Raw genomic sequence first — 26,168 nt, forward strand, 5'->3', positions numbered from 1 at the left:
CCCGGTGGCGCTCGAGACAAAACTTCTGCTGATCATCCTCGACGGCGTGCCTTATCGCAATTGGCGCCGGCTGATGGGCAATCTCGAAGGCTGGGTGCAATCGGGCGAAGCTCGCGTCTGGAAGATGCGCTCCGTGCTGCCGTCGACCTCGGCCTGCTGCTATGCGTCGATCCATACTGGCGTGGCGCCGCAAGTGCACGGCATCCTGACCAACGAGAACCGGTTCCGCGTTGAGCAACCCGACATATTCTCCGAGGTCAGCAAAGCCGGTGGCAAGACCGGCGCGGTCACTCATTCCTACTGGTCCGAATTCTTCCGGGCCTATCCGTTCGATCTGGTCGAGGACATGGAGTTCGATGAGCCCGGCGGGCCGATCACGCATGGCCGGTTCCACACCATGACCGGCTACAACGCCCGCAATCAGATGACGCCGAGCGACGTCGACCTGTTCGCGACGCTGACGATGCTGACCAGGCGCCACGGCATCGACTACGGCATCCTGCACACCTGCACGCTGGACTCGATGGGCCACCGCTTCGGCCACGACTGCCATGAGATGGACAATGCCGTCTATGCGATGGACGGCATGCTGGCCACCTTCCTGCCGCGCTGGCGGGAAGCCGGCTACGAGGTGATCGTCACCGCCGATCACGGCCAGACCGATCGCGGCCATCATGGCGGCCATAACGACGAGATGCAGGATTTCGCGCTTTACTACTTCGGGCCCGGCATGGGGCCGGAGGCCGACGCTCTGTTAGACCAGTTGCAGCTTGCGCCTACGGTGCTTGCGCGCCTCGGCGTGGCGGTGCCCGCGACGATGAAGGCCAGGCCGTTCCTGGACTGAACACGCGTCTTCCCTTCTCCCGCTGTGGGAGAAGGTGGATTGGCGCGAAGCGACAAGACGGACGAGGGGTGTTGGAAGAAACTCGGCGTGAAAATATTGAGGGATTTGAAGCGCTTATTTCTTCGGTGTAGCGATCCGTTCAGCACCCGTCATCCGACCGAGCTTCGCTCGGCCAGCTTCTCCCACAGGGGGGAGAAGGGAAGAAGCTCCCTCTGGCAACGCTGCCGCTCTTCGGCTAGCTTTCAGGATAATCCGGGCGATAGCGGTGAACCTTTTTGGGCCGATCAGCGACAGAGCAGAAAGGAGCCAGGCGGCTCGACCGGCCATGACGGCAGCCGCGGAAACCGATCGCGCGCTTGTCGGCCGGGTCGCCAAAGGCGACCGTGCCGCCGTGCGGCTCCTGTTCATGCGCCACCACGCGCGGGTCTACCGCTTCGTGGTGCGCCAGACGGGATCGGAAATGATGGCCGACGATATCGCCAACGAGGTGTTTCTCGAACTCTGGCGCCAGGCGCCCGGCTTCGAGGGGCGCTCGGAAGTCTCGACATGGCTGCTCGGTATCGCCCGCTTCAAGGCGCTGTCGTCGCTGCGCAAGAAAAAGGAAGACTGGATCGACGACGATGACGCGGCCCAGGTCGCCGACGGCGCCGACTCTCCGGAAGTCGTCACCATGAAGGAAGACAAGGGCGCCGCGTTGCGGCGCTTCATCGATGCCTTGCCGGAAGAACACCGAACGGTGATCGACCTTGCCTACTACCACGGACAGTCGGTGAGCGAGATCGGCGAGGTGCTCGGTATCCCGGTCGCCACCGTCAAGACCAGAATGTTCTACGCCCGCAAGAAACTCGGCGAGGCCCTCAAGGCGGCCGGTTACGACAGGGGGTGGCCATGAGCGCCGCTGAAAAGATGTCGCGCCGCGATGAAATGGAAACGCTGCTGCCGTTCTATTTGAATGGCTCGCTGGAAGGTGCAGAGCTCGAAGCCGTCGAGGAATGGCTGGCGACCGACCCGGCAGCGCTTGCCGCACTCGGCGAGGCCGAAGCCGAATTCTCCAGCACCGCTGCATCCAATGAAGCGATCCGTCCGCCGGCCGATGCGCTCAGCCGCTTCGCCCGGGCGCTCGACGCCGAGGCCGGCCCAGCGCGTGCGCCGGCAGCGTCGTCCTGGCTGGCGCAAGCGTGGGGCCGCTTCACGGCGGTGCCCGCCGGCGTCGCCTGGGCTGCGGCCGCGGCTCTGCTGGCGCTTGTTGTGGTGCAGTCGTTTGAGCAGCCCGGCGGCATCGACAGCGATTTCGAAATTGCCGGCCAGCAAGGCGATCTTGCGAAAATGCCGTTCGCGCTGGTCACGTTCAAGCCGGATGCGAAGATGGCCGACATTGTCGCTTTTCTTGGCGAGCACCAGCTGAAGATTGCCGGCGGCCCGACCGCCGAGGGGGTGTTCCGCCTCGGCATCCCGGCCACGACCGCAGCCGACTATGAAAAAGTGCTCAGCCTGATTGCCGCCCAGCCATTTGCGGAGGCTGTGGTCGAGGGAAGGAAACCGGTCGATGGCGGCTAAGGCGGTCATCCGATTTGCGGCGCTGCTTGTGGCGGCGATGATGATCGGCGCTGCGCCTGCCCTGGCGCAGACCAATGATCCGAACCTTACGCAGACTGAAATCGACTGCCTCAACCGAGGGGCGACGGCGGCCGACTGCATCAAGCGCGACACCGGCGGCGAAAGGCCTGGGGGTAACAGCGGCGAAAGACCCGGCGCAGGTCCTGCCGCGACAAATGCGGTGCTTCTTCCCGCGCTGATCGTCGACCTGTTCCCCAATCCGATCGGCGGCGGCCAAGCGCCGCTGCCGACGCCCGATCCGCGCCGCGATCCGACCAGCGGTGCGTTGCCGCCGCCGGTCCCGCCTGCCGGTGCGACAGCGATACAAGCCGCTGCGGCGGGCGGCCCGATCGTTTCGCCCAGCGATCTCGTCGCGGCCGAGCCGCCGCGCGCCGTCGTCGGTGATTTCGTGCCGGACGAGGTGCTGGTGACGGTGGAGGGCGATGCCGTCCAGCAGATCGCCGCCTCCTTTGGCCTCGAGGTGCGCTCGCAGCGCCAGTCTCAGTTGCTCGGCTCCACGCTGGTGCGCTTCGGCATTCCCGATGGCCGCCCGCTCGGCGTCGTGCTGGCGCAGCTTGCCGCCGACGGCCGTACTTTGCGGCGCGAGCCCAACCATATCTACTCGCTGCAGCAGGCAGCCACCATCGTCAACTATGCCTTCGAGCGCATTGCGCTCGATGCGAAAGGGGCGAGCGGCGAGAACGTGCGGATTGCCGTCGTCGACACCGCCATCGACGACACCAACCCGGCTCTAAGCGGCGTCATCGCCGATCAGTTCGACGCCATGCCCGACGTGCCGATCGAGGCGCGCGATCACGGCACCTCGATCGACGGCCTGATCGCCGGCGTCGGCGCGCTCAAAGGCATGGCGCCGGGCGCCAGGATCTACCACGCCCGCGCCTTCGAGGGCGGCAAATCGACGATGGACGTCATCCTTGCGGCGCTCGACTGGGCGGCGGAGCAGGACGTCCGCATCATCAATATGAGCTTCGTCGGCCCGAAGAACGACCTGCTCGGCGTCGCCTGCCGCAATGCTCGCTCCTTGGGCATCGTGCTGGTCGCCGCCGCCGGCAACAACGGACCGAAGGCGCCCTACGGCTATCCGGCCGCCTTCGACGGCGTCATCGCGGTGACCGCCACCGATGCCAAGGACGGGCTGATGCAGCAGGCCAATCGCGGCGCCTACGTCTTCCTCTCCGCTCCCGGCGTCGAGATGGTGGCGCCGAGCGGCGCCGGTTCGGATGTCGTCACCGGCACCTCGTTTGCCGCAGCGATCGTCACCGGCGCGATCGCCAATCTGCTGCATACCGCACCCGACCGTTCCGCCGACTGGGTCGAGAAAGCGCTGGCCGCCACGGCAAGGGATCTCGGCCCCAAGGGACGAGACAATGATTTCGGCTATGGTCTGCTGGATATCGAGGCCGCAGAGGCGGCCGAGGCGGCGAAAGAATAGGTCCAAAGCTTAAACGCTTCTGCTTTTGTGTATGCCGTTCTCCGGAAGCCGCTGCATGATTTTCGGCAACAGATATTGGGGTCAAAACTCAATCAGCCGGTTGCCGCAAATGACCGAGATGGGTGGAGTGCGGCCTTGCGCTATGTCGTCTCCATCGCGTGTTAGCCGATGCCTCTGACACCGGCCTCTGACATTGCCAGCTTGAAGGTTTCTGACACGAAAGGAAGATCAAACCCGCTCATGCGCGGGTCGATCCAGACGTTGCGCCCGCCGACCCGCTGCAGATTGACGACATAGGAACCACCGGGTCTGTTCATCCAGAGTCCCGACTTTTCGCGGAACTCGTGCGTCGTTTGCTCTCTATCCATGCCGTCGATGCGGTTGCATGGGTAAAACCAGAAATAGGGGGCGGCATGGCTGCCGTCCTTCCACAGCAGCTCGACTGGAACGAATTGATGCAGGCCGGGCTCCAGTTTCTCGACCACCTCACGGAATTTGCCACTGACGAAGAAGGAGTTGTGCATCATCAGGTCCGCCGGCATGATCTTCCCCCCTCCCACCTTTATCTTCGTGGGCAGGTGGGTGGGATCGATCGGGACGCCCTGGTAGGTGGCCGATTTGTCCACCCACGTTCCATCTTCCAGCCTCGCCGAATTCGTGACCGGATGGAATTCTAACCCGGCCGGGAACACCTTCCGGCGATCGCCATCGACTGGATCGCCGCGACGTCCGAAGTCCGCGCCCTGGTCGGCGCCGGCGATTTCGGAATAGTTAGTAATGCTGGCAAGCAAGGTTAGCAACTGCTGGTAATCGTCGGAAGGTCCGCAACCGGGTCGAACTCGGTCGCTCAGAGTGATTGAGTTTGACCACTAGGCCGGTGCGCCGGCGACCGATCCCCTGACCACCAGATCGACCGGCCAGGCTTCGCCGCGGGCGTCAGATATCAGGCGAGTACTCTTGTATCAGACTTGCCTGGAAGCGCTCGACCTCTTCCGCAAGAGTTACCCAATGATGTTGATATCGCTCGAAGATCGACACGGTTGGGGCCGGGAAGTTTGGATCGGCCAATGCGCCAACGGCTACGCCGATCATCGTAGGCAGAGCATCAGGCTTCCAATAGACTGTCGAACCACAGGTCGGGCAAAAATACATGCGTACATTGCGGCCGCTATCGGCAACGCGAATGAACTCCCTTGCAGCTCCCGAAATCGCGACGGTATCAGTCGCATAGAACGCGTTGACGCTGAATGATGTACCGGTTCGCCGTTGGCAAGCTAAACAATGACACGCGGCAACCAATTTTGTTGGCTCTCGCATCATAAGTCTGAGTGCGCCGCATACGCATTGGGCATCGGCCATTGAGAATCCTCCGTCTTTCTCGGTGAAACAACTTTGCGGTGTAGGGGTGAGGCGCAGTTCGAACCGCTGTTGCAGACAGGCAACGCGTAGGACGTGACCCTATCGAGGATCGGGATGCGCAACGCCAACAATGATGCGGCTCACGGAAGCTGTCAACCGCAGCGCATTTCCCGGGCCTTTCTGATGCGTCTCTCGACTACACGGCGATCGCGGTCGATCAGTTCCAGTTCGACCAGGCGAGGCAGATAGCGGGAAGATCGACGCCGTCGCGCGCATTCGCGAGCGACCTTGTCATACTCCCGCAAGACCGCGCAGGTCCCAAAGGGTCGAACTCAGTCGATCGAGTGATCCTTAGCCAGGTGCGCCGGCGACCGATCCCCTGATGACCAGGTCGACCGGCCAGACTTCGCCGCGGGCGCCCTCCTCCAACCCCGAAATCCGCGCCGCCAGCCGCTCGGCGATACGAGCGCCGGCCAAACGGATCGACGAACGCGTCGTCGACAACGGCACCGAAAAATTCTCCGGCTTCAGCCAAGGGAAGACGTCGTCATGGGCGATCAGCGACAGGTCGCCCGGAATGGTCAGGCCGAGATCGCGCACCGCTCGCACGACGCCGAGCGCCATGATCAGGCTGGAGCAGGCGATCGCGGTCGGCGCATCGCTTTGCTCAAGTAAGCGGCTGGCGGCGCGGTAGCCGTTCTCCTCGGTCATGGCGAGGGAACAGACATCGCCTTCGCCAAGCGCCAGACCGCTTGCCGCCAGCGCTCGGCGCACACCACGCTCGCGGTGAATGGCGAAGGTCTCGCGGCCGTCGCCGTTGATCAGCGCCAGCCGCCGGTGACCGAGTTGGACGAGCAACCGTGCCGCCTCGTGGAAGGCGCCCTCATTGTCGATGTCGGTGAAAGGGTAATCGAAATCGAGCCCTTCACTGCGGCCATGGACGATAAAGGGGATGCCGAGCGTGCTGACCAGCGCCACCCGCCGGTCGGCCGGCCTCGGCGAGGAGATGTAGACGGCGTCGACCTGCCGGTTTGCGACGATGCGCCGATAGGTCGTCTCCTGATCGTCGGCATCGGCGGGGGACAGCACCAGGTCGAGTTCGTGCGAACGGGCGTAGTCGCCGAGACCGGAGAGGAATTCGACGAAATGCGGGTCGATGTCGACGGCCGCCCCGGTCGGCAAGACATAACCGATCATCCCGGTCTTGCCGGTAGCCAGCCGACGCGCGCTCGGGTTGGGGCGATAGCCGTGGCGCTTGGCGGCGTCGATCACCCGCCGGCGCGTTTCCTCGTTGACTTCCGGGTAGCCGTTCAGCGCGCGGCTTACCGTCGTCTGCGAAAGCGCCAGCATGTGGGAAAGCTGTTTGAGGTTCACCGGAGGCCTCCAAGCCTCAAAGCGCTTTAACTTTGGGTCGCTCGCGCCACGGCGGCAAGCGCTACCGATGCGAAGATCATAAGCACCCTTTGTAACCGGTTTGAAGCAAAATTTGCTGTTGCAGCGCCCAAAATGGTGCTGCAGCGCACTTTGTTTGCTCTTGTGGCCGTGAAATTAAATCGATTAGTTTACCAGGCTCTTGACTTCTGAATAATTCAGTGGCGTGATTGCAAAGACCAAAGCGCTTTGGAAGACTCTTCGAAAGGTTGCGGTTCCTTTCCGAGTGAGTCACAGTCCTGCTGCGTCGGCGGACGGAATGGAGGTTCCGTCCGGTGCCTGTCACCACTGGGAGGGAATACCAATGAGGAAAATGCTTCTGCTGAGCGCCGCCTTTGTCGCGCTCGCCCTGGGCGCACCGGCGCAAGCCGAACTGAAGTTCAAGCCGGGCGAAGACCCCCGCTTCAACTGGGCGAATTACGAAGAGCTCAAGAAAGTCGACCTCAAGGGCGAGACGCTGTCGATCTTCGGGCCATGGCGCGGCGAGGACGAGGGCCTCATCCGCACCGTTCTCGACTATTTCTCGGAAGCCACCGGCGCCGAGGTCAAATACTCCTCGTCGGAAAATTACGAACAGCAGATCGTCATCGACACGCAGGCCGGCAGCCCGCCCAACATCGCCGTGCTGCCGCAGCCGGGCCTGATCCAGGATCTGGCGTCCAAGGGCCTGCTGACGCCGCTCGGCGACGACACCGCCAACTGGATCAAGGACAATTACGGCGCTGGCCAGTCATGGGTCGATCTCGGCACCTTCAAGGACAAGGATGGCAAGCCGGGCTTTTTCGCCTTCCCCTACAAGGCCGACGTGAAATCGCTGGTCTGGTACTCGCCGGACAATTTCGAGGAAGCCGACTACGAGGTGCCGAAGACGCAGGAAGAGCTCGCCGAGCTCGAAAAGCAGATCATCGCCGACGGCGGCACGCCATGGTGCATCGGGCTCGGTTCTGGCGGCGCCACCGGCTGGCCGGCGACCGACTGGGTCGAGGACATCATGCTGCGCACCCAGACGCCCGAGACCTACGACAAGTGGGTGAAGAACGAGATTCCGTTCAACGACCCCGCGGTGGTCAACGCCATCGACATTTTCGGCAAGATCGCGACCGACGACGAGATGGTCGACGGCGGCGCCAAGGCGGTGGCGGCGACCGATTTTCGCGACAGCCCGAAAGGCCTGTTCTCGGTGCCGCCGAAATGCTATTTGCACCACCAGGCGTCGTTCATCCCAACCTTCTTCCCGGAAGGCACCGAGATCGGCCAGGACGCCGACTTCTTCTACTTCCCACCTTACGCTGCCAAGCCCGACCTCGGCACCCCGGTTCTCGGCGCCGGCACGCTGGCCATGATCACCAAGGATAGCAAGAGTGCCCGCGCGTTCATCGAATTCCTGAAGATGCCGCTCGCCCATGAGATCTGGATGGCCCAGGGCGGCTTCGTGACGCCGTTCAAGTCGGTCAACAAGGACGCCTATGCCAGCGACGCGCTGAAGAAGCAGGGCGAAATCCTCGCCGAGGCCTCGACCTTCCGCTTCGACGGGTCCGACCTGATGCCGGGCAAGATCGGCGCCGGCGCCTTCTGGACCGGCATGATCGATCTCGTCGGCGGCAAGTCCGCCCAGGATGTCGCCACCGACATCCAGAAGAGCTGGGACGCGATCAAGTAGGCGGTCCCGGCTGAACGTCCGATCCTGCATGGATCCGGGCCTCGATGGCCCGGATCCGACCGGCGGCCCGCACAGCAGCAATTTTTATGAGCACATTCCGGCATGACGCGCGACCAGCAAGTGCAAAACCCTGCCTTGCATCCGATCGCGTTCCAAATAACTGAATCGGCCTGTGATCGCATCGCCAAAGTCATTCCCGACTGGCGGATCATGCGCAGAGGGAGGGACCCGTGGCGGCTCAGATTTTCTCGGCCATATTCGTCATCGTCGTCGGCGTCGGCGGCTGCGTCGCCTATTTCTGGGGCGCCAACAAGCTGGTGGACATCATCTTCCCGTCGCGCGGCGTTGCAGGTGCGGCGGCCATCGACAATCTGCGCCGGCAGGGGATGATCCGGCCGTGGCTGTTCGTCGGCCCGGCCATGATCATCCTCACCATCTACCTGATCTACCCGGTCGTGGAGACGCTGAGGCTGTCGTTCCTCGATCGCGGTGGCGCCAATTTCGTCGGCTTCGCCAATTATGAATGGGCCTTCGGCGACCGCGAATTCCGCACCTCCATCCTCAACAACATCATCTGGCTGGCGGTCGTGCCTGCCGCCTGCACCTTCCTCGGGCTGATCATCGCCGTCCTCACCGACAAGATCTGGTGGGGCACCATCGCCAAGAGCCTCATCTTCCTGCCGCTGGCCATCTCGTTCGTCGGCGCCAGCGTCATCTGGAAGTTCATCTACGAGTATCGTGGTGCTGGCCAGACGCAGATCGGCCTGCTCAACGCCATCATCCAATATTTCGGCGGCCAGCCGCAGGTCTGGATATCGCTGCCGTTCTGGAACAATTTCTTCCTGATGATCATCCTGATCTGGATCCAGACCGGCTTTGCCATGGTCATCCTGTCCTCTGCCTTGCGGGGCATTCCCGAGGAGACGCTGGAGGCGGCCGTCATCGACGGCGCCAATCCGTTCCAGATCTTCTGGAAGATCATGGTGCCGCAGATCTGGGGAACGATCGCCGTCGTCTGGACCACCATCACCATCTTGGTGCTGAAGGTTTTCGACATCGTGCTGACGATGACCAACGGCCAATGGAACAGCCAGGTGCTGGCCAATCTGATGTTCGACTGGATGTTCCGCGGCGGCGGCGATTTCGGCCGTGGCGCCACCATCGCCATCATCATCATGATCGCGGTCATTCCGATCATGATCTGGAACATCCGCCAGGCCAACAAAGAGACGGGAGGACATTGAGATGGCCGTCTCGACCGGAAAGTCCTTTGCCAGCCGTTTCGGCGTCCATATCGCGGTCTTCCTCTTCGTCGCGATCTGGACGATCCCGACGCTCGGCATTCTCGTCTCGTCGCTGCGCGACAAGGACCAGATCATCGCCTCGGGCTGGTGGAACTCGTTCGCCAGTTCCACGCAGACGGAAGCGGGGCGGCTGCCACCCGCCTCGGCGCAAGTCGAGAAGGACGGCAAGTTCGTCCTCGAGGGCAACATCTTCGGCGATGATCCGGCCCGCGACATCAGCGCCTTTGGCGTCAAGTCGTCGGCGCCGACGCAATATCCCGCCGGCACCACAGCCGATCTCGGTGACGGCGAGACCTTGCAACTCAACCCCGACGGCAGTTTCGTCATGACCTCGACCAAGCCGTTCGAGGGCGAGCGTGGCCAGCGCGTCTACTACGCCTCGTCGGCGCCGCCGAAATTCACCACCGACAATTACAATACGGTGCTGTTTTCGGAAGGCATCGGCCGCTCCTTCATGAATTCGCTGACCGTCACCATTCCGGCGACCGTCATCCCGATCCTGATCGCGGCGTTCGCGGCCTATGCGCTGGCCTGGATGCGCTTTCCCGGCCGGGCGTTGCTCATCGCGGTGATCATCGGGCTCCTGGTCGTGCCGCTGCAGATGTCGCTGATCCCGCTGCTGAAGCTTTACAACGGCGTCGGCAGCTTCTTCGGCGTGCCGTCGAAAACCTATCTCGGCATCTGGCTGGCGCATACCGGCTTCGGCCTGCCCTTCGCCATCTATCTCTTGAGAAGCTACATTGCCGGCCTGCCACGAGAAATCATGGAATCGGCGCGCATCGACGGCGCCAGCGATTTCGAGATCTTCGTCAAGATCGTGCTGCCGCTGTCGTTCCCGGTGCTGGCCTCTTTCGCCATCTTCCAGTTCCTGTGGGTGTGGAACGATCTGCTGGTCGCGATGGTTTTCCTCGGCACCGAGGGCGACCAGATCGTGCTGACCGCCAAGCTCAACGCGTTGCTCGGCTCGCGCGGCGGCGACTGGGAGATCCTGACGACATCGGCCTTCATCACCATTGTCGTGCCGCTGATCGTGTTCTTCTCGCTGCAGCGCTATTTCGTCCGCGGGCTGCTCGCCGGCTCGGTGAAGGGAGGCTGAGATCATGCAATCCGCTGTGAAAGCGACGTTGAGTCCCGACTTCGCCGTCGACCGCGACTGGTGGCGAGGTGCCGTGATCTACCAGATCTATCCGCGCAGCTATCAGGACTCGAACGGCGACGGCATCGGCGACCTCAGGGGCATCATCGGCAGGCTGCCCTATATCGCGGCGCTCGGCGTCGATGCCATCTGGATCTCGCCGTTCTTCAAGTCGCCGATGAAGGATTTCGGCTACGACGTGTCCGACTATTGCGACGTCGATCCGATGTTCGGCACGCTGGCCGATTTCGACGCTCTGACCGCCGAGGCGCACAGGCTCGGGCTCAAGGTGATGATCGACGAGGTGCTGTCGCATACCGCCGACATCCATCCGTGGTTCAAGGAAAGCCGCTCGAGCCGCACCAATCCGAAGGCCGACTGGTATGTCTGGGGCGACGCCAGGCCCGACGGCACGCCACCCAACAACTGGCTGTCGATCTTCGGCGGTTCGGCCTGGCAGTGGGACACCAGCCGCCAGCAATATTACCTGCATAATTTCCTGGCCGAGCAGCCCGATCTCAACTTCCACAGCCGCGCAGTCCAGGACGCGCTGCTCGATGTCACCCGCTTCTGGCTGGAGCGCGGCGTCGACGGTTTCCGCCTCGACACCATCAATTTCTACTTCCACAGCCAGGGCCTCGAGGACAATCCGCCGCTGCCGCCCGAACAGCGCAACGACCAGACCGCTCCTTCCGTCAACCCCTACAACTACCAGGACCATCTCTACGACAAGAGCCGCCCCGAAAACCTTGGCTTCCTCGAACGCTTCCGCGCCCTGCTCGACGAATATCCGGCGACGGCGGCGGTTGGCGAAGTCGGCGATTCGCAGCGCGGACTGGAGGTGGTGGCGGCCTATACCGCCGGCAGCAAGCGCGTGCACATGTGCTATTCATTCGACTTCCTGGCGCCCGAAAAGATCAGCGCGGCAAAGGTGCGTTCGGTGCTGGAAGCCTTTGGCGAGGTCGCCAGCGACGGCTGGTCGTGTTGGGCCTTCTCCAACCACGACGTGATGCGCACTGCCTCGCGCTGGGCGGCCGGCGAGGCCGACCAGACCGCTTATCTCAAGGTGATCTCGGCGCTGCTGATGTCGCTGCGCGGCTCGGTCTGCATCTACCAGGGCGAGGAACTCGGTCTTGGCGAAGCGGAATTGCAATTCGAGGATCTGCAGGACCCCTACGGCATCCGGTTCTGGCCGGAATTCAAGGGCCGCGACGGCTGCCGCACGCCGATGGTCTGGAATGGCGCCGACGGCAATGGCGGCTTCTCCACGGCAAAGCCCTGGCTGCCCGTGCCTGCCAAGCACCTTTCGCAGGCGGTCGATGTGCAGCAGGGCGACGACAACTCGCTGCTCGAACACTACCGGCGCTTTCTCGCTTTCCGCCACCTGTATCCGGCGCTGGCCAAGGGCGAGATCGAGTTCATCGAAAGCCAGGGCGATACGGTCGCCTTCACGCGCCGCGAGGGCAATGAGCAGATCGTCTGCGCCTTCAATCTCGGCAGCCGACCGGCCGAAGTCAATCTCGGCGGACGCTCGCTGCAGCCCTTGCCGGGGCACGGGTTTTCGGGACAGACTGACGCCGGCTTTATCCGCCTCGGCGGCTACGGCGCCTGGTTCGGGCGTATCGACTGAATTTGCAATTCACTGGAGGGAACCCATGGCCGATGTCACGCTAAGGCAAGTGAAGAAATCATACGGCAATCTCAACATTCTCCATGGCATCGACCTCGACATAAAGTCGGGCGAGTTCATCGTCTTCGTCGGCCCTTCGGGCTGTGGCAAGTCGACCTTGCTGCGGTCGATCGCTGGGCTTGAGGAAATCACCTCCGGCGAGCTCAAGATCGACGGCGAGGTGGTGAACGACGTGCCGCCGTCGAAGCGCGGCATCGCCATGGTGTTCCAGTCCTATGCGCTCTATCCGCACATGACTGTCTACGACAACATGGCGTTCTCGATGAAGATCGGCAAGGAGAGCAAGGCCGAGATCGACAAGCGGGTGCGCCAGGCGGCGGAAATCCTGCAGCTGACCAAATATCTCGACCGCCTGCCCAAGGCGATGTCGGGCGGCCAGCGCCAGCGCGTCGCCATCGGCCGCGCCATCGTGCGCAACCCCAAGGTCTTCCTGTTCGACGAGCCGCTGTCGAACCTCGACGCGGCGCTGCGCGTCGCCACCCGCATCGAGATCGCCAAGCTCAAGGAATCGATGCCTGCTACAACGATGATCTACGTCACCCACGACCAGGTCGAGGCGATGACGCTGGCCGACCGCATCGTGGTGCTCAAGGAGGGCCATATCGAGCAGGTCGGCACGCCGATGGAGCTCTACAAGAGACCCGGCAATCTGTTCGTCGCCCAGTTCATCGGCTCGCCGGCCATGAACATCCTGCCGGCGACGATCGACAAATCAGGCGACCCGACCATCGTCAGTCATGTCGGCGGGCGCAAGGCGACGGTGCCGATCGCCACGCCGGCGTCGGTGAAGGGCGCTTCGGTGAGCTTCGGCGTGCGGCCGGAAGATCTGACGATCGCCACCGGTGCGGATTATCTTTTCGAGGGAACGGTGGATTATGTCGAGCAACTCGGCGAGGTCCAGCTCGTCTATGTCGACATCGGCCGCGCCGACCTGCCGCTGGTCACCAAGCTGCCAGGCAATGTCGGGGTCAAGCGCGGCGCTGCGCTGCGGTTGAATGCCGATGCCGGCGACCTGCATATTTTCGATGCCGACGGACATTCATTCACGCTCCACAAAGCGGAAGCAAAGGCAGCCTGAGAGCAGCAGCCGAACTGATGGATGTTTGGTGACCCAAAAACGAGAGCGGCGGGCAAAGCCGCCACTCTTGTGCGTTCCGGTCGCTGTTAGAGCGACGTGCGTCCAAGTGGACGCACAAAGGTACGCTCCAACACTTTAACCCTGCACATCGTGCTTTCCGAAAATCGGAACCGATTTTCGGGCCGATGCGCTAGCGGCCGAACAGGTTCCGGTCGCTGCCCTGCGGGGCGGACTTCTGTACGTCGCCCGACGAGTTGAGCAGCTTGTAGACCGGCGAGCCGGTATTGCGTACCGAAGAAGTCTGCGTGTTGTCGACGTTGATGGTCGCCTGCTTGTTGATGTCGGTTCTGCCAAAGTTGTCGCTACCGGCAAAAGCGCCGCCCGCAGCAATCAAAAGCGCGGCGGCGGTAAGAACGATCTTCTTCATTTTCAAAACTCCTGGATTTTCTTGGTTCCGCCAGCCCGGCGGGCAAATGCCGCCGCCGCTGTTGGAACGAACTGTTAGTTGTTGCCGAACAGGTTACGGTCGCTGCCGTTGACGGGTTTCTCGTCAGCCGGAACCGGATTCTGCGCCGAAGCCGAATTCCGAATCGAAGCCGTGTACGAGTTGCTGTCGACCGCAGCGGCCGGCTGGTTGGCGCCGTTCGATCCAAAGTTGTCGCTGCCGGCAAAAGCGCTGCCGGAGATGGCCACAATGGCGGCGGTGGCAAGAATGAGCTTCTTCATTTCAAATACTCCTGAGTTCCTCAGATCCCGAGCGGCGGACCGCCACTTTGCTGTTTGGGACCAGCTGTTAATTGTTGCCGAAAAGGTTGCGGTCGGCGCCCTGGCCAACGGGCTGCTTTTCAGCGTGAGCCGGCATCTGGACAGAGGCCGTATACGAGCTGTCGACCGCGACGGCCGGCTGGTTGGCGGCGTTGGACCCATAATGGTCGCTGCCGGCAAAGGCGCTGCCGGTGATGGCCAGAGCGGCGGCGGCAGTAAGAGCGATCTTTTTCATTTTAGTACTCCAGTATCTTGGTCTTCAGTCCGTCTAGCGGCGTGTCTTGGGAGGATGCGCGCGTCGTTCGGATAGCCCCGATGTGGGAAGGCCATTCGGCGGATTCCAATCACGAAGTTGTTCCGTGTGGACCAAGAATCTACACCTTGAAATTGTACCAGAGGCATCTACCACTATGGTTTTATGGTTCGTTTTCAATATCTTATGCCAAATTTGCCGCTCGACGATTTGACGGATTGGCGGATCTGCGTTCACTGCGTGCTGCACGCATTGTCAACAGAAACGAACCGTTCGGTTCGATTTTAGAAGCGGCTAATAGTCACTTTTGTAAACTGTTAACCTTCCTGGTCTCCGCCGCGGGTCGGATTCGATGTCACGGCAGCCGACAATGGCCGCCGACAAAGCGGGTTTCAGCCCTGCAGATATAAACCTGCAGGTTTCGCCGGCGGTGTCGCGCCGCATGGATACGATGTCGCTTTCATGCCGGCAGTCAGCCGGCCGGCATGATTAGATCACGCCATCTCAGGTGCCGCTTGGTGACGACGAAGCGGAGAATTGGGAAGCCGGTCAGAACCCGGCGCTGCCCCCGCAACGGTGGTGGAGTTCAAGTCGCAACGGGAGACCACTGGGCCACAAGCCTGGGAAGGTGTCGCGACGAGTCCGCAAGGACACTCCAGAGCCCGGAAACCAGCCCGAGATTTTCAGACTCGACTGATCGCGGTGGGCGGTCAAGAGGTGGATGATGCACGTCCGGCCCTTTTGCCGGCGTGCAAACGGTCCTCCCTCCATCACCACCAGTTCAGTCCTTACACGAGGACAGGACATGGACGCGCGCAACGACATGCTGAGGCTCTTGCACGGCCGCAGGCAAGGCTATTCGCTCGAGCAGCCCTTCTACACCGATCCAGATTTCTTCAAGCTCGACATGGAGCTGATCTGGTATCGCGACTGGCTGTTCATCGGCCACGATTGCGAGTTGCCGAAAGCTGGCAGCTATATCACCGCCCAGATCGGCGACTATCCGGTCGTGCTGGTCCGCGACCAGCAAGGCAAGATCAATGCCTTCCACAATTCCTGCCGGCATCGCGGCAGCCGTGTCTGCAATGCCGACAAGGGCACTGCGGCGAAGCTGGTCTGCCCCTATCACCAGTGGACCTACGAGCTGGACGGCCGGCTGTTGTTTGCTCGCCAGATGGCAGACGGCTTCGACAAGAGCCAGTTCAGCCTGAAGCCGGTGGCGTGCGAAAGCGTTGGCGGCTACATCTTCATCTGCCTGGCCAACGAGCCGGCCGACTTCGCGCCGATGCGCGCCATGATCGAGCCTTACCTCCTGCCGCACCGGCTGCGCGAGGCAAAAATCGCCTTCGAATCGACCATCGTCGAGAAGGGCAACTGGAAGCTCGTCTGGGAGAACAACCGCGAGTGCTATCATTGCGCCGGCAACCATCCGGAACTCTGCAAGACATTCCCGGAAGCGCCGACCGTCACCGGCGTGCAGGGCGCCGACAGCGATCCGGAGATGCTCGCGCACTGGGCGAAATGCGAGGCGGCAGGCCTGCCGAGCAAGTTCCGCATCGATCCGGCCGGGCAGTATCGCGCCACCCGCGCGCCGCTGCTGCGCGACGCCGTCAGCTACACGATGACGGGAAGACGCGCGGTGAAGAAGAACCTTTCCGACAGCGTTTCCACCGACCGTATCGGCTCGCTGCTGCTCTATCACTATCCGACGACCTGGAACCATATCCTCGGCGATCATGCCGTCACCTTCCGCGTGCTGCCGATCAGTGCCACGGAAACGGCCGTCACCACCAAATGGCTTGTCCACAAGGACGCGGTCGAAGGCGTCGATTACGACCTCGCCGAACTCACCCATGTCTGGACCGAGACCAACGACCAGGACCGTCGCATCGTCGAGGAAAACGCCTTCGGCATCCTGTCGCCGGCCTATGAGCCCGGCCCCTATTCGGAACTGCATGAGGGCGGCGTCATCCAGTTCGTCGAATGGTACGCCTCCTTCATCGGGCCGCGCCTTGCCGAGGCCGGGCGGCCGGCGCTGCGCAGCGTCGCCTGAACGGGGTCAAGGGGATGAATGCGATGACGGACCTTGGCCTCTACCGCCATCTCGACGAGATGGCGCCCTGGAACGACAGGCTCCAGGTGCTGGAAGTCATCGGCGTCAGCGACGAGGCGCCTGACGTGAAGACCTTCACCTTCCGCTCTGACAACCAGACCTGGTTCCGCTACAGACCGGGGCAGTTCGTGACGCTGGAACTGCCGACCACCGAGGGCCCGCTGATGCGGACCTATACGCTGTCGTCCTCGCCGTCGCGGCCGTTCTCGATCGCGGTGACGGTGAAAGCGCAGGCCGGCAGCCTCGGCACCCGCTGGATGTTCGACAATCTGAAGCCCGGCGTTCACGTGAAGGCCTATGGGCCGGCGGGCGACTTTTCGCTGCACAGCCATCCCGCGGCCAAGTATCTGTTCATTTCGGCCGGCTCCGGCGTGACGCCGATGATGTCGATGCTGCGCTGGCTGAACGACTGCGCGCCATGGACCGATGTCGGCTTCGTCAACTGCGCGCGAAAGCCCGAGGAGATCATCTTCCGCAAGGAACTCGAGCTGCTCGGCAGCCGCATGCCGGGCCTGACGCTCGGCTTCATGATCGAGGAGCGGTCCAGCCGTGAGGGCTGGTTCGGCCATATGGGCCGGATCGACGCGATAAGGCTGCCGCTGCTGGCGCCCGATTTTCGCGAGCGCGAAATTTTCTGCTGCGGCCCCGACCCGTTCATGCGCGCCGTGCGGCAGATGCTGGAGGCGGCCGGCTTCGACATGGCCAACTACCATCAGGAGAGCTTTGCGGCCCCGGCGGTGGAGGAAATACCGGCCCCGTTCGGTTCGCCGCCAGAGGGTGGGCCGGCAAAGGGTGGGGTCGAGGTACCTGCCGAGGCCGCAACGCCGATCCGCTTTTCGCTTTCGGATATCGATGCCGACTGCGTTGCCGGCCAGACCGTGCTGCAGACGGCGCGCGCTTCGGGCGTACGAATTCCCGCAGCCTGCGAGTTCGGCCTGTGCGGAACCTGCAAGGTGAAAAAGGTCTCGGGCACAGTCGAGATGAGCCACAATGGCGGCATCCTCGATCACGAGATCGACGACGGCTTCATCCTGGCCTGCTGTTCGAAGCCGCTGACGGCGCTCGAGATCGACGCCTGACCGGGGAGCTTAAACCCCGTAGCGCTCGGTGCGGATGAGGCTTGCCGGAACGCCGGCATCGATCAGCGCCTGGGCGGCGGCCGACACGAAGGCATTCGAGCCGCAGACAAAGGCGAACCTTGGCGGTGCGGGCAGCCGCACCATCGATTGCTCCATCATCGCAACGTCGATCCGCCGTGAATAGTCCGCCGGGCGCCGGGCGGGCTCGCGGGTCAGCGTCAGCACCAGATCGAAGCCGTCCCGGCGATCGTGGAAGTCGATCAGCTCATCGCGAAAGATCACCTCGTCCCAAACCCTTGAAGAAAACACCAACGCCGCGGGCACCACCGATTTGCGTGCGGCACGATGGCGGATCATCGCCATCAGCGGCACCACGCCGGACCCGCCGCCGACCAGCAGAAGCGGGCCGCCGTCGCTGTCGGACCAGACGAAGTGGCCGCCGAGCGGTCCGCGCAACTCGACCTCGTCGCCGACCGCCGCGATATCGTGGAAGAAGGGGGAGACCTCGCCATCATCGAGCCTTTCGATCGCCAGTTCGATCGTCTCGCCGGCTTCCGGCGCCGAGGCGATGGAGTAGGAGCGGCGCGCCTGATAGCCGTCCGGCGCCGTCAGCCTGACATCGACGTGCTGCCCGGCACGATAGGCGAAGGGCCGCGACGGCTGGAGGAAAAAGCTGGTGACGCGCGGCGTGCGCTTTTCGATGCGGGCGATGGTCACCGTCTGCCAGGGCGACTGCGCCGCCGGCCCGTCGCTCATGGATCGCCCGTATAGCGCTGCTCGCGCCACGGGTCGCCATAGATGTGATAGCCGCGCAGCTCCCAGAAGCCGGGCTCGTCACGCTCGGTGAACTGCAGCCCATTCAGCCATTTGGCCGACTTCCAGAAATAGAGATGCGGAACCAGCAGCCGCGCCGGGCCCCCGTGGTCCGGCGTGATCGGCCTGCCTTCGTAAAGCAACGCCACCATCGCCTTGCCGGCAGTGAGATCCTGCGTCGGCACGTTGGTTGTATAGCCGTCGAAGGACAGCGCCAGCGTGAAGGCCGTCGGTGGCTCGATGCCGGCATCCGCCAGAATATCGTCGACCAGCACACCCTGCCACGCCGTGTCGAACTTGGTCCACGCGGTGACGCAATGGATGTCGCGCGTCATCTTGGTCAAAGGCAGCGCGTTGAACTCTGTCCAGTTCCACGTCTTGATCGGCCGCGGTCCGTGCTTGAGCGTGAACGACCAGTCCTCGGTACGCACACGCGGCGTCGGCCCGGCCGACAGCACCGGAAACCCTTGCTCGAGATACTGCCCCGGCGGGATACGCGCATCCGCATCCGTCGGGGGCTTTCGTCCTGAAGAGAAGCCGCGGGTGATCATCGAGACAATCCGTTTGCATCAGGCCGCCTGTCGGCCTTCACCAATGTTGTCAAAGATATTCTGGCGGGCAACCAGATTCTTGGCTTATGCGCCGTCTGTTCGCCTGAGATAACCGGTGGCGATCTCGCGCATCCGGTTGCCGTCGAAGCTTGGTCCATGGCCGCCATGGCCGATGCTGACAGGCAGATCGAGCAGCCGCTGCATTGTTCGGCGATAGGCTGATCGGTCGGAGTCCGGCAGGTCGTCGATCAGCATGGCGTCGTAGATGGCGTCGCCGGCGAAGAACAGGCCGTCGGCCTCATCGAACAGCGCGATCGAATCCGGCGAATGGCCGGGCAGATGCAGCACGCGGAATTGCCGGTCGCCAAGGTCGACCAGATCGCCCTCGTCAAGCGTCCGCGTCAGCGGCGCTGGCGGGATTCTGTATTCGGCCGCTTTCCAGCCCGGCGCCGGCAGCTTCGAGACGGCGCCGTCGAGATCATGAAACATGTGGGCGTAGGTGACGGCGTCGTCCATGCTGTCGAATTGCGCGGCACTCATCCTCGGTCCCGCCCGCAGCGGGAATTCGTGCAGCGAACCGACATGGTCGAGGTGGATGTGGGTGGCGACGACGAGCAGCGGCTTGCCATCAGGTGTGTCGATCTCCGGCGCCAGCGGGCAAATCCCCATGCCGGTGTCGACAAGCAGGTCGACGTCGCGGCCGCGCAAATGCCAAATGTTGGCGCGCACGAAATCATGCACGAACGGCTCGGTCAGCATTGTTGTAGCGGCGTCAACTGCTGTTCTGCTGAACCAGTCAAGCATCAGGCAAAAGCCGGCATCAGACGAACGGCTTTCCGACCTTGTACTTTTCGGGAACCAGCCGCTTCAGATAGGCCATTCCTGCGTCGGAGAGCTGGTTGGTATCCGGCAGCATGAAATCGTCGGGCATGTGACGGGTCTTGCCGGCAACGTTTTTCAGCGGCACCTTCTTCAGCACGGTTTTCTCGCCGTCATATTGCAGTGCCACCGAGCCGCCGCCCTGTTCGGCGACAGCGACCGCAAAGACGCCGGCATCGAAGGCTTCCTGCGCATCGACGGGGTTGATGGCGCCGACATAGCCGCGCGGCATGTAGCCGAGCGCATCGACGCGCGCCCGCTTGCCCGGCAATCCTTCGGCCAGCGCGCGCTCGAGGGCGGCCGGCAGGTCGCTGCCCGACAGCTTGACGTTGCCATGCGCATCGCGCTCCAGTTTGTCCGGCGGGACAAGACTTTCGACCAGCGCCTTGCCGTCGGCGGTGCTGACGCCTTCGGAGACTGCGACGATGCAGCGCTTGTGGCGATCGAGCGTGGCGCGCACGTCGTCGATGAAGGCTGCAGCCGAGAACGGACGCTCCGGCACATAAACGAGATGCGGGCCGCTGTCGGGATCAAGCTGCCATGCGGCGGCGGCGGCGGTGAGGAAACCGGCGTGCCGGCCCATGACGATGCCGACATAGATGCCCGGCAGAGCACGGAAATCGAGGTCGACTGAGAGAAAAGCGCCGGCGACGAACTCGGCTGCCGAAATGAAGCCCGGCGTGTGGTCGTTCTCCTCGAGATCGTTGTCGATGGTTTTCGGCGCATGGACGAAAGCCATCTTGCCGCCGGCGGCGTCGGTCAGGATCTGCTGCGTGCCGGACGTGTCGTTGCCGCCGATGTAGATGAAGGCATCGGCGCCCGCCTTCTTCAGGCCGTTGAGGATGATCTCGCAATAGGCCTCGTCCGGCTTGTCGCGCGTCGAGCCAAGCGCGGCGCTCGGCGTCGCCGCAATCAACCGCAACCGGTCCTCAGGGATAGCCGAAAGATCGACATAGTTGCCGTCGCGGATGCCGCGCACGCCATGGATGGAGCCCAACACCTTGGCGCCGGGATGCCGCTTGCGGATCTCGAGCGCGGCGCCCACCACCGTCTGGTTGATGACGGCGGTCGGGCCGCCGCCTTGCGCGATGACAAAAGTTCCGGACATGCTTCACGTCTCCCGAGCAGTGGCTTTGCAAGTCACATTCGCCTGTCTTGCGAGATCGCGCAACGGGAGAGTCGAGCGGCCGCGTCAGCCGCCTCGAGTTCAGACGATGACCGGGAGGGTCAGACGACGACGACCGGGTTCTTCCTGGAGACGCGGCTGTAGAGGTCGATGATGTCCTGGTTGATCAGGCGAACGCAGCCCGACGACATCGCCTGGCCGATGCTCCACCATTCGGGCGAACCGTGGATGCGGTAGCCGGTGTCCTGGCCGTTCTGGTAGATGTACAGCGCACGCGCGCCGAGCGGGTTGTCGAGGCCGCCGGGCTGCCCGGCCTGCCATTTCACCAGTTCCGGCTTGCGGGCGATCATCTCGGCCGGCGGCCTCCAGGTCGGCCATTCCTTGCCGTACTGGATGTTGGCGCGGCCGGACCAGCGAAAGCCTTCCTTGCCGATACCGACGCCGTAACGGATAGCGTCACCGCCGGGCTGCACCAAGTAGAGCAGCCGCTCCTGCGAATGGACGACGATGGTGCCGGGCTGCTCGCCAGTCGGGTCGACGACGATCTGGCGGCGGAACTCCGGCTTGACCTTGAGGTAGGGCACTTCCGGCAGCGTGAAGCCGCCGTCGGTGACGGAGGCATACATCACACCAGGGCTGGTGATGTTCTTGTCGACGCTGATGCTCGGGCGGACAGGGGTGATCGCGCCGGTGGTGACGCCGTCGAGTTGCAGCGCCGACAGGTCGAGCGTCTGGCTGCAGCCGGCGACGCCGAGCAGCCCCAGCGCACCGGCGCCGGACAACACTGCGCGGCGGGAAAGCTGGATTTCGGAAATTTCGATTTCGTCGCCATTGTGCGGCGGCGTCAGACCTTGCGGCAACTCGCGCATCTACCCAAACCCTACGCTGTCGGCGGGAAACACGGTCCGGCCGGATAGAGTGCATTTTCACCAATCATGGTTGAAAAAGCGTGAAGAACCGTCGCCTGATGTTAACCAGGGGCATTTTCGATTTTTGCCCCTTTACATCTTTGTGAGCCCAAGGATTTATCCTCTTCTTTGAGCTCAAGGAGACGAACATGTCCTTCGAAAACTGGGCCGCCTTTGCCGCCGCCTCGACGATCCTTCTTGTCATTCCCGGCCCGACCATCCTTCTGGTCGTATCCTATGCGCTCGGCCAGGGCTGGCGCACCGCGCTGCCGATGGCGGTTGGCGTGGCATTTGGCGATTTTACGGCGATGACGCTGTCGATGCTGGGCATCGGCGCGCTGCTGGCGGCGTCGGCCACCGTGTTCACGGTGCTGAAGGTGGTCGGCGCCGGCTATCTGATCTATCTCGGCATAAAGCTGTTTCGCGCCGGCGGCACGCTCAAGGCCGAGCCGCGCCTGGACGCGGTGTCCTCGGCCAAGATGATGGCGCATGCCTGGCTCGTCACCGCGCTCAATCCGAAAAGCATCACCTTCTTCGTCGCCTTCCTGCCGCAGTTCCTCGACCGGCATGCCGATTTCTGGACGCAGATGGTGATCTTCGAGACGACTTTCCTGGCGCTCGCCTTCGCCAATGCCTTCGGTTACGCGCTGATCGCCGCAAGGGCACGCAACGTCGTTCGCAACCCGAAGGCGATCCGCATCTTCAACCGCACCGGCGGCACGCTGCTGGTCGGCGCCGGCATCGCCACAGTGGCGATGCGCTCGGGCAATTGAGGACATGACGTGGCAGTCAGGGACGCATTCGGGCTGACATTTTCTGGCGCGACGGAGGCCGGGTTCTCGCCTTACAGCCAGGCCGTGCGCGAACTGCAATGCTTCATCGGCGACCCGGTCGGCTCGGTCGATCGCGCCATCGCCGAGGATCCCGGCTTCGTCATGGCGCATGTGTTCAAGGGCTATCTCTTCGGCCTCGCCACCGAGCGCGAGGCGGCAGCCGTGGCCAGGACATGCCACGAGGCGGCACTGCCGCTTGCCGCCACGCCGCGCGAGCAGGCGCATGTCGCAGCACTTGGCCATCTTGCCGCAGGACGCTGGCATGAAGCCGCTCGTCTGCTCGAGGATATCGCCATCGAGTTTCCGCTCGATGCGCTGGCGCTGCAGACCGGGCACCAGATCGATTTCTTCACCGGCAATGCCCGCATGCTGCGCGACCGCATCGGCCGCGCGCTGCCGTCGTGGCAGAGCGGCATGCCGGGCTACCACGCCATACTCGGCATGCAGGCGTTCGGGCTGGAGGAAATGGGCGACTATGCGCGCGCCGAAAAGCTTGGCCGCATGGCAGTCGACATCGAGCCGCGCGACGGCTGGGCGCAGCACGCCGTCGCCCATGTCATGGAAATGCAGAGCCGGCAAAGGGATGGCATCGCTTGGATGCGCGCCAACCCCGACGCGTGGACGCGTGAAAGCTTCCTGAAAGTGCATAATTGGTGGCATCTGGCGCTGTTCCACTACGATCTCGGCGAGACCGACGAGGCGTTGGCGCTCTATGACGGCCCAATCTACGGCGAACGCTCGACGCTGGCGCTCAACATGGTCGATGCTTCGTCTATCCTGTGGCGGCTGCATCTCGGCGGCGTCGATGTCGGCGGCCGCTGGGCGGCACTCGCCGCCAACTGGGCCAAGGCCAGCGCCGGCAACTATGCCTTCAACGATGCCCACGCAATGATGGCCCTCGTCGGCGCCGGCCAAGAGACGCCGGCTCGCACCTTGCTCGAGGCGCAGCACGAGGCCATGCACGCCAACGACGACAACGCCGCCTTTACCCGGGATGTCGGCCATCCCCTGACGCTCGCCATCAAGGCGTTCGGCGACGGCAATTATGCCGAGACGGTCCGCCTGATCCGGCCCATCCGGGCGATCGCCCACCGCTTCGGCGGCAGCCACGCGCAGCGCGACGTCATCGACCTGACCCTGATCGAGGCTGCGCTGCGGTCGGGCGACCGTGCATTGGCAAGGGCACTTGCCGCGGAACGCGCGCTGGCGCGGCCCGACAGCCCGCTGTCGGCGCTGCTTTCGCGGCGGGCTGCCGATTTGTCGGAGAATTGACCGGAGGCGGATCTTGTCTTAAAAAACTGCCAAGTCAGATTTTTTCGAGATCCGAAAAAATTAATGGCAATGGGAGGACACCATGTATCTCGGCCTCGATCTGGGCACGTCGGGCGTCAAGGCGCTGTTGATCGATGCCGGGCAGAGCATCATCGGCTCCGGCCACGCGTCGCTCGACGTGTCGCGGCCGCACCCCGGCTGGTCGGAGCAGAACCCCGCCGAGTGGATCCGCGCCTGCGAGGAAGCGATCGCCGAGCTCAAGGTTTCTCATCCAGAACAGCTCGCCGCCGTGAAGGGCATCGGCCTCTCCGGCCAGATGCATGGCGCTACATTGCTCGATGCCGGCGACCAGGTGCTGCGCCCCTGCATCCTGTGGAACGACACGCGCAGCCATGCCGAGGCCGCCAAGCTCGACGCCGACCCGCGATTTCGCAAGCTGACCGGCAACATCGTCTTTCCCGGTTTCACCGCGCCAAAGCTGGTCTGGGTGAGAAACAATGAGCCGGATATTTTCGCCAAACTGGCAAAGGTCTTGCTGCCGAAGGATTTCCTGCGGCTCTGGCTCACCGGCGAGCATATTTCGGAGATGTCGGACTCGGCCGGCACCTCTTGGCTCGATGTCGGCAAGCGAGACTGGTCATCCGACCTGCTTTCCGCCACGTCGCTTGACGAGAAGCAGATGCCGTCACTGGTCGAAGGCACTGAGAAGGCCGGCGCGTTGCGCAGCGAACTGGCCTCGAAATGGGGGATGCAGGCGGGCATCCCGATCGCTGGTGGCGCCGGCGACAATGCGGCGTCGGCTTGCGGCATGGGCACGGTCGCCGCCGGCCAGGCCTTTGTCTCGCTTGGCACGTCAGGCGTGCTGTTTGCCGCCAATGCGTCCTATCTGCCCAACCCGGAAAGCGCGGTGCACACATTCTGCCACGCGCTGCCTGACACCTGGCACCAGATGGGCGTCATCCTGTCGGCAACCGATTCGCTCAACTGGCTGTCCGAGATTTCAGGCAAAGGCGCCGGCGAGCTGACCGCCGAGCTCGGCGATACGCTGAAGGCGCCGACTGGCGTGTCCTTCCTGCCCTATCTCTCGGGCGAGCGCACGCCGCACAATGATTCGGCCATTCGCGGCTCATTTACCGGGCTTGCGCATGAATCGAGCCGCGCCGTGTTGACCCAGGCCGTGCTGGAGGGCGTGGCTTTCGCCTTCCGCGACAGTCTCGAAGCCCTGGCCAAGGCCGGCACGACGCTGACGCGGGTGACGGCGATCGGCGGCGGCTCGCGCTCGCACTACTGGCTAAAGGCAATCGCCACCGCGCTCGGCCTGCCCGTCGACATTCCCGCCGACGGCGATTTCGGCGCCGCCTTCGGTGCAGCGAGGCTTGGCCTGATCGCGGCGACGGGCGCCGATCCGCTCAGAGTGTGCACGGCGCCGGCCACCGATGCCACAATCGAGCCGGTCGCCGCGCTAAGCAACGCTTATGCAGATGCCTATCAGCGTTACCGCTTGCTTTACCCGGCTATCAAGGCGGCCACGGCGTGAGTGGTTTCCCACCCCCGCCGCGGCCCGAGGTTTCCTCACTGTGCCGGGACCTTGTCGAGAAATCCGGTGACGTTTTTCAGGCGGCCATTCTCGACGACGCCAATGTCGGTGCCTTCGATGACGGAATCAGTGCCTTCCGGCCCGAGATTCCACGAGAAGCGGATCGTGTCGCCAAACCCGTCCGGCTTGCCCTTCAGCGAGAACCGGAAGCCGGCAAAACGTTTTTGGACACCATCGATCAGTGCGGCGAGGCCATTGTGGCCGTCTCCCTGCATGATCGGATCGCGGTAGCTGACGTCATCGGTGAAAGCCGCCTTGAGCAAGGCTTGCCGGCGCGCGGCATCGCTTTCGTTCCAGGCGGCGATGTAGTTTTCGGCGATCGTGTTGAGGTCGGTCATGGTTTGTCTCCGTTGTTGATTGGCTTTGACATGACCCTTTTCATCCAGCGCCAGCGCGAAACCAATTACGCCTGAGGTAATCAGGACCGAA

At 63.3% G+C, this 26,168-nt stretch carries 26 protein-coding genes and 1 riboswitch; of the genes, 14 read left to right on the plus strand and 12 right to left on the minus strand.

Annotation, left to right across the window (positions count from 1 at the left end):
* The first annotated feature begins 4 nt into the window (after positions 1 to 4).
* The 4 genes from AC0L28_RS07210 to AC0L28_RS07225 all read left to right on the plus strand — a co-directional run bounded on the left by AC0L28_RS07210 (position 5) and on the right by AC0L28_RS07225 (position 3,893).
* On the plus strand, positions 5 to 844 hold the full coding sequence (locus tag AC0L28_RS07210; RefSeq protein WP_473476473.1) for an alkaline phosphatase family protein: 840 nt from the start codon (positions 5 to 7) through the stop codon (positions 842 to 844).
* Positions 845 to 1,169: 325 nt separating this feature from the next.
* Positions 1,170 to 1,736: a sigma-70 family RNA polymerase sigma factor gene (locus AC0L28_RS07215; protein WP_027151444.1), complete on the plus strand. Its 567-nt coding sequence runs from the start codon at positions 1,170 to 1,172 to the stop codon at positions 1,734 to 1,736.
* A complete protein-coding gene (locus AC0L28_RS07220) occupies positions 1,733 to 2,401 on the plus strand; it encodes an anti-sigma factor (protein ID WP_473476476.1) in 669 nt (222 codons plus the stop codon). Before AC0L28_RS07215 ends, AC0L28_RS07220 begins: the two co-directional genes overlap by 4 nt.
* Positions 2,391 to 3,893 carry a S8 family serine peptidase gene (locus tag AC0L28_RS07225; RefSeq protein WP_473476478.1) on the plus strand — a complete coding sequence of 501 codons (1,503 nt, stop codon included), beginning with the start codon at positions 2,391 to 2,393 and terminating at the stop codon, positions 3,891 to 3,893. The genes AC0L28_RS07220 and AC0L28_RS07225 overlap by 11 nt, the downstream gene beginning before the upstream one ends.
* A gap of 161 nt (positions 3,894 to 4,054) precedes the next feature.
* Here the strand turns inward: AC0L28_RS07225 and AC0L28_RS07230 are convergent, their stop codons facing one another.
* From AC0L28_RS07230 to AC0L28_RS07240, 3 genes are all read right to left on the minus strand, one after another.
* A complete protein-coding gene (locus AC0L28_RS07230; protein ID WP_473476480.1) occupies positions 4,055 to 4,684 on the minus strand; it encodes an imm11 family protein in 630 nt (209 codons plus the stop codon).
* 145 nt (positions 4,685 to 4,829) lie between these two features.
* Positions 4,830 to 5,252 (minus strand): GFA family protein, encoded by a 423-nt coding sequence (locus tag AC0L28_RS07235; RefSeq protein WP_031254029.1) that lies wholly within the window; start codon positions 5,250 to 5,252, stop codon positions 4,830 to 4,832.
* A 351-nt stretch (positions 5,253 to 5,603) separates the two neighbouring features.
* On the minus strand, positions 5,604 to 6,626 hold the full coding sequence (locus AC0L28_RS07240; RefSeq protein WP_473476483.1) for a substrate-binding domain-containing protein: 1,023 nt from the start codon (positions 6,624 to 6,626) through the stop codon (positions 5,604 to 5,606).
* A 361-nt stretch (positions 6,627 to 6,987) separates the two neighbouring features.
* Between AC0L28_RS07240 and AC0L28_RS07245 the strand changes: the two genes are divergently transcribed.
* From AC0L28_RS07245 to AC0L28_RS07265, 5 genes are all read left to right on the plus strand, one after another.
* Positions 6,988 to 8,343 (plus strand): ABC transporter substrate-binding protein, encoded by a 1,356-nt coding sequence (locus tag AC0L28_RS07245; protein ID WP_473476485.1) that lies wholly within the window; start codon positions 6,988 to 6,990, stop codon positions 8,341 to 8,343.
* Positions 8,344 to 8,573: 230 nt separating this feature from the next.
* On the plus strand, positions 8,574 to 9,587 hold the full coding sequence (locus AC0L28_RS07250; protein ID WP_023796848.1) for a carbohydrate ABC transporter permease: 1,014 nt from the start codon (positions 8,574 to 8,576) through the stop codon (positions 9,585 to 9,587).
* A gap of 1 nt (position 9,588) precedes the next feature.
* The gene (locus AC0L28_RS07255; RefSeq protein WP_027151438.1) at positions 9,589 to 10,743 is read left to right on the plus strand and encodes a carbohydrate ABC transporter permease; all 1,155 of its coding nucleotides are present in this window, start codon (positions 9,589 to 9,591) and stop codon (positions 10,741 to 10,743) included.
* A 4-nt stretch (positions 10,744 to 10,747) separates the two neighbouring features.
* Positions 10,748 to 12,412 (plus strand): beta-galactosidase BglA, encoded by a 1,665-nt coding sequence (gene bglA / locus AC0L28_RS07260; RefSeq protein ID WP_473476488.1) that lies wholly within the window; start codon positions 10,748 to 10,750, stop codon positions 12,410 to 12,412.
* Between the two features lie 25 nt (positions 12,413 to 12,437).
* A complete protein-coding gene (locus AC0L28_RS07265) occupies positions 12,438 to 13,550 on the plus strand; it encodes an ABC transporter ATP-binding protein (RefSeq protein WP_023796851.1) in 1,113 nt (370 codons plus the stop codon).
* A gap of 190 nt (positions 13,551 to 13,740) precedes the next feature.
* Here the strand turns inward: AC0L28_RS07265 and AC0L28_RS07270 are convergent, their stop codons facing one another.
* From AC0L28_RS07270 to AC0L28_RS07280, 3 genes are all read right to left on the minus strand, one after another.
* The gene (locus AC0L28_RS07270; RefSeq protein ID WP_023796852.1) at positions 13,741 to 13,977 is read right to left on the minus strand and encodes a DUF680 domain-containing protein; all 237 of its coding nucleotides are present in this window, start codon (positions 13,975 to 13,977) and stop codon (positions 13,741 to 13,743) included.
* A 74-nt stretch (positions 13,978 to 14,051) separates the two neighbouring features.
* The gene (locus AC0L28_RS07275) at positions 14,052 to 14,276 is read right to left on the minus strand and encodes a DUF680 domain-containing protein (protein ID WP_023796853.1); all 225 of its coding nucleotides are present in this window, start codon (positions 14,274 to 14,276) and stop codon (positions 14,052 to 14,054) included.
* 67 nt (positions 14,277 to 14,343) lie between these two features.
* A complete protein-coding gene (locus tag AC0L28_RS07280) occupies positions 14,344 to 14,550 on the minus strand; it encodes a DUF680 domain-containing protein (protein ID WP_473476491.1) in 207 nt (68 codons plus the stop codon).
* A 507-nt stretch (positions 14,551 to 15,057) separates the two neighbouring features.
* A riboswitch (cobalamin riboswitch) is annotated at positions 15,058 to 15,260 on the plus strand.
* 113 nt (positions 15,261 to 15,373) lie between these two features.
* Here AC0L28_RS07280 and AC0L28_RS07285 point away from each other — a divergent pair.
* Both AC0L28_RS07285 and AC0L28_RS07290 read left to right on the plus strand, forming a co-directional pair.
* Positions 15,374 to 16,621, plus strand: a complete 1,248-nt coding sequence (locus AC0L28_RS07285; protein WP_287226680.1) for an aromatic ring-hydroxylating oxygenase subunit alpha — start codon at positions 15,374 to 15,376, stop codon at positions 16,619 to 16,621.
* A gap of 23 nt (positions 16,622 to 16,644) precedes the next feature.
* Entirely contained in the window at positions 16,645 to 17,760 is a 1,116-nt protein-coding gene (locus tag AC0L28_RS07290) for an FAD-binding oxidoreductase (RefSeq protein ID WP_287063957.1), read from the plus strand.
* Between the two features lie 9 nt (positions 17,761 to 17,769).
* Here the strand turns inward: AC0L28_RS07290 and AC0L28_RS07295 are convergent, their stop codons facing one another.
* From AC0L28_RS07295 to AC0L28_RS07315, 5 genes are all read right to left on the minus strand, one after another.
* Positions 17,770 to 18,516, minus strand: coding sequence for an FAD-binding oxidoreductase (locus tag AC0L28_RS07295; protein WP_287226675.1), 747 nt, complete (start codon positions 18,514 to 18,516; stop codon positions 17,770 to 17,772).
* A complete protein-coding gene (locus tag AC0L28_RS07300) occupies positions 18,513 to 19,124 on the minus strand; it encodes a molybdopterin-dependent oxidoreductase (RefSeq protein WP_287051530.1) in 612 nt (203 codons plus the stop codon). The genes AC0L28_RS07295 and AC0L28_RS07300 overlap by 4 nt, the downstream gene beginning before the upstream one ends.
* A gap of 84 nt (positions 19,125 to 19,208) precedes the next feature.
* Positions 19,209 to 19,928, minus strand: a complete 720-nt coding sequence (locus tag AC0L28_RS07305) for an MBL fold metallo-hydrolase (RefSeq protein ID WP_236377940.1) — start codon at positions 19,926 to 19,928, stop codon at positions 19,209 to 19,211.
* Between the two features lie 16 nt (positions 19,929 to 19,944).
* Positions 19,945 to 21,111, minus strand: a complete 1,167-nt coding sequence (locus AC0L28_RS07310) for a diphosphate--fructose-6-phosphate 1-phosphotransferase (protein ID WP_287051528.1) — start codon at positions 21,109 to 21,111, stop codon at positions 19,945 to 19,947.
* A gap of 119 nt (positions 21,112 to 21,230) precedes the next feature.
* Positions 21,231 to 21,998, minus strand: a complete 768-nt coding sequence (locus tag AC0L28_RS07315; RefSeq protein WP_027151997.1) for a L,D-transpeptidase — start codon at positions 21,996 to 21,998, stop codon at positions 21,231 to 21,233.
* Between the two features lie 188 nt (positions 21,999 to 22,186).
* Here AC0L28_RS07315 and AC0L28_RS07320 point away from each other — a divergent pair, with 188 nt between their 5' ends.
* The 3 genes from AC0L28_RS07320 to xylB all read left to right on the plus strand — a co-directional run bounded on the left by AC0L28_RS07320 (position 22,187) and on the right by xylB (position 25,679).
* Entirely contained in the window at positions 22,187 to 22,810 is a 624-nt protein-coding gene (locus AC0L28_RS07320; protein WP_287063966.1) for a LysE family translocator, read from the plus strand.
* 9 nt (positions 22,811 to 22,819) lie between these two features.
* A complete protein-coding gene (locus tag AC0L28_RS07325; RefSeq protein ID WP_287063969.1) occupies positions 22,820 to 24,142 on the plus strand; it encodes a tetratricopeptide repeat protein in 1,323 nt (440 codons plus the stop codon).
* A gap of 82 nt (positions 24,143 to 24,224) precedes the next feature.
* Positions 24,225 to 25,679: a xylulokinase gene (gene xylB / locus AC0L28_RS07330; protein ID WP_287226666.1), complete on the plus strand. Its 1,455-nt coding sequence runs from the start codon at positions 24,225 to 24,227 to the stop codon at positions 25,677 to 25,679.
* A 35-nt stretch (positions 25,680 to 25,714) separates the two neighbouring features.
* Here the strand turns inward: xylB and AC0L28_RS07335 are convergent, their stop codons facing one another.
* Positions 25,715 to 26,077, minus strand: a complete 363-nt coding sequence (locus AC0L28_RS07335) for a nuclear transport factor 2 family protein (RefSeq protein WP_027152001.1) — start codon at positions 26,075 to 26,077, stop codon at positions 25,715 to 25,717.
* Positions 26,078 to 26,168: the final 91 nt, after the last annotated feature.

The sequence above is a fragment of the Mesorhizobium sp. WSM4847 genome (assembly GCF_055811335.1).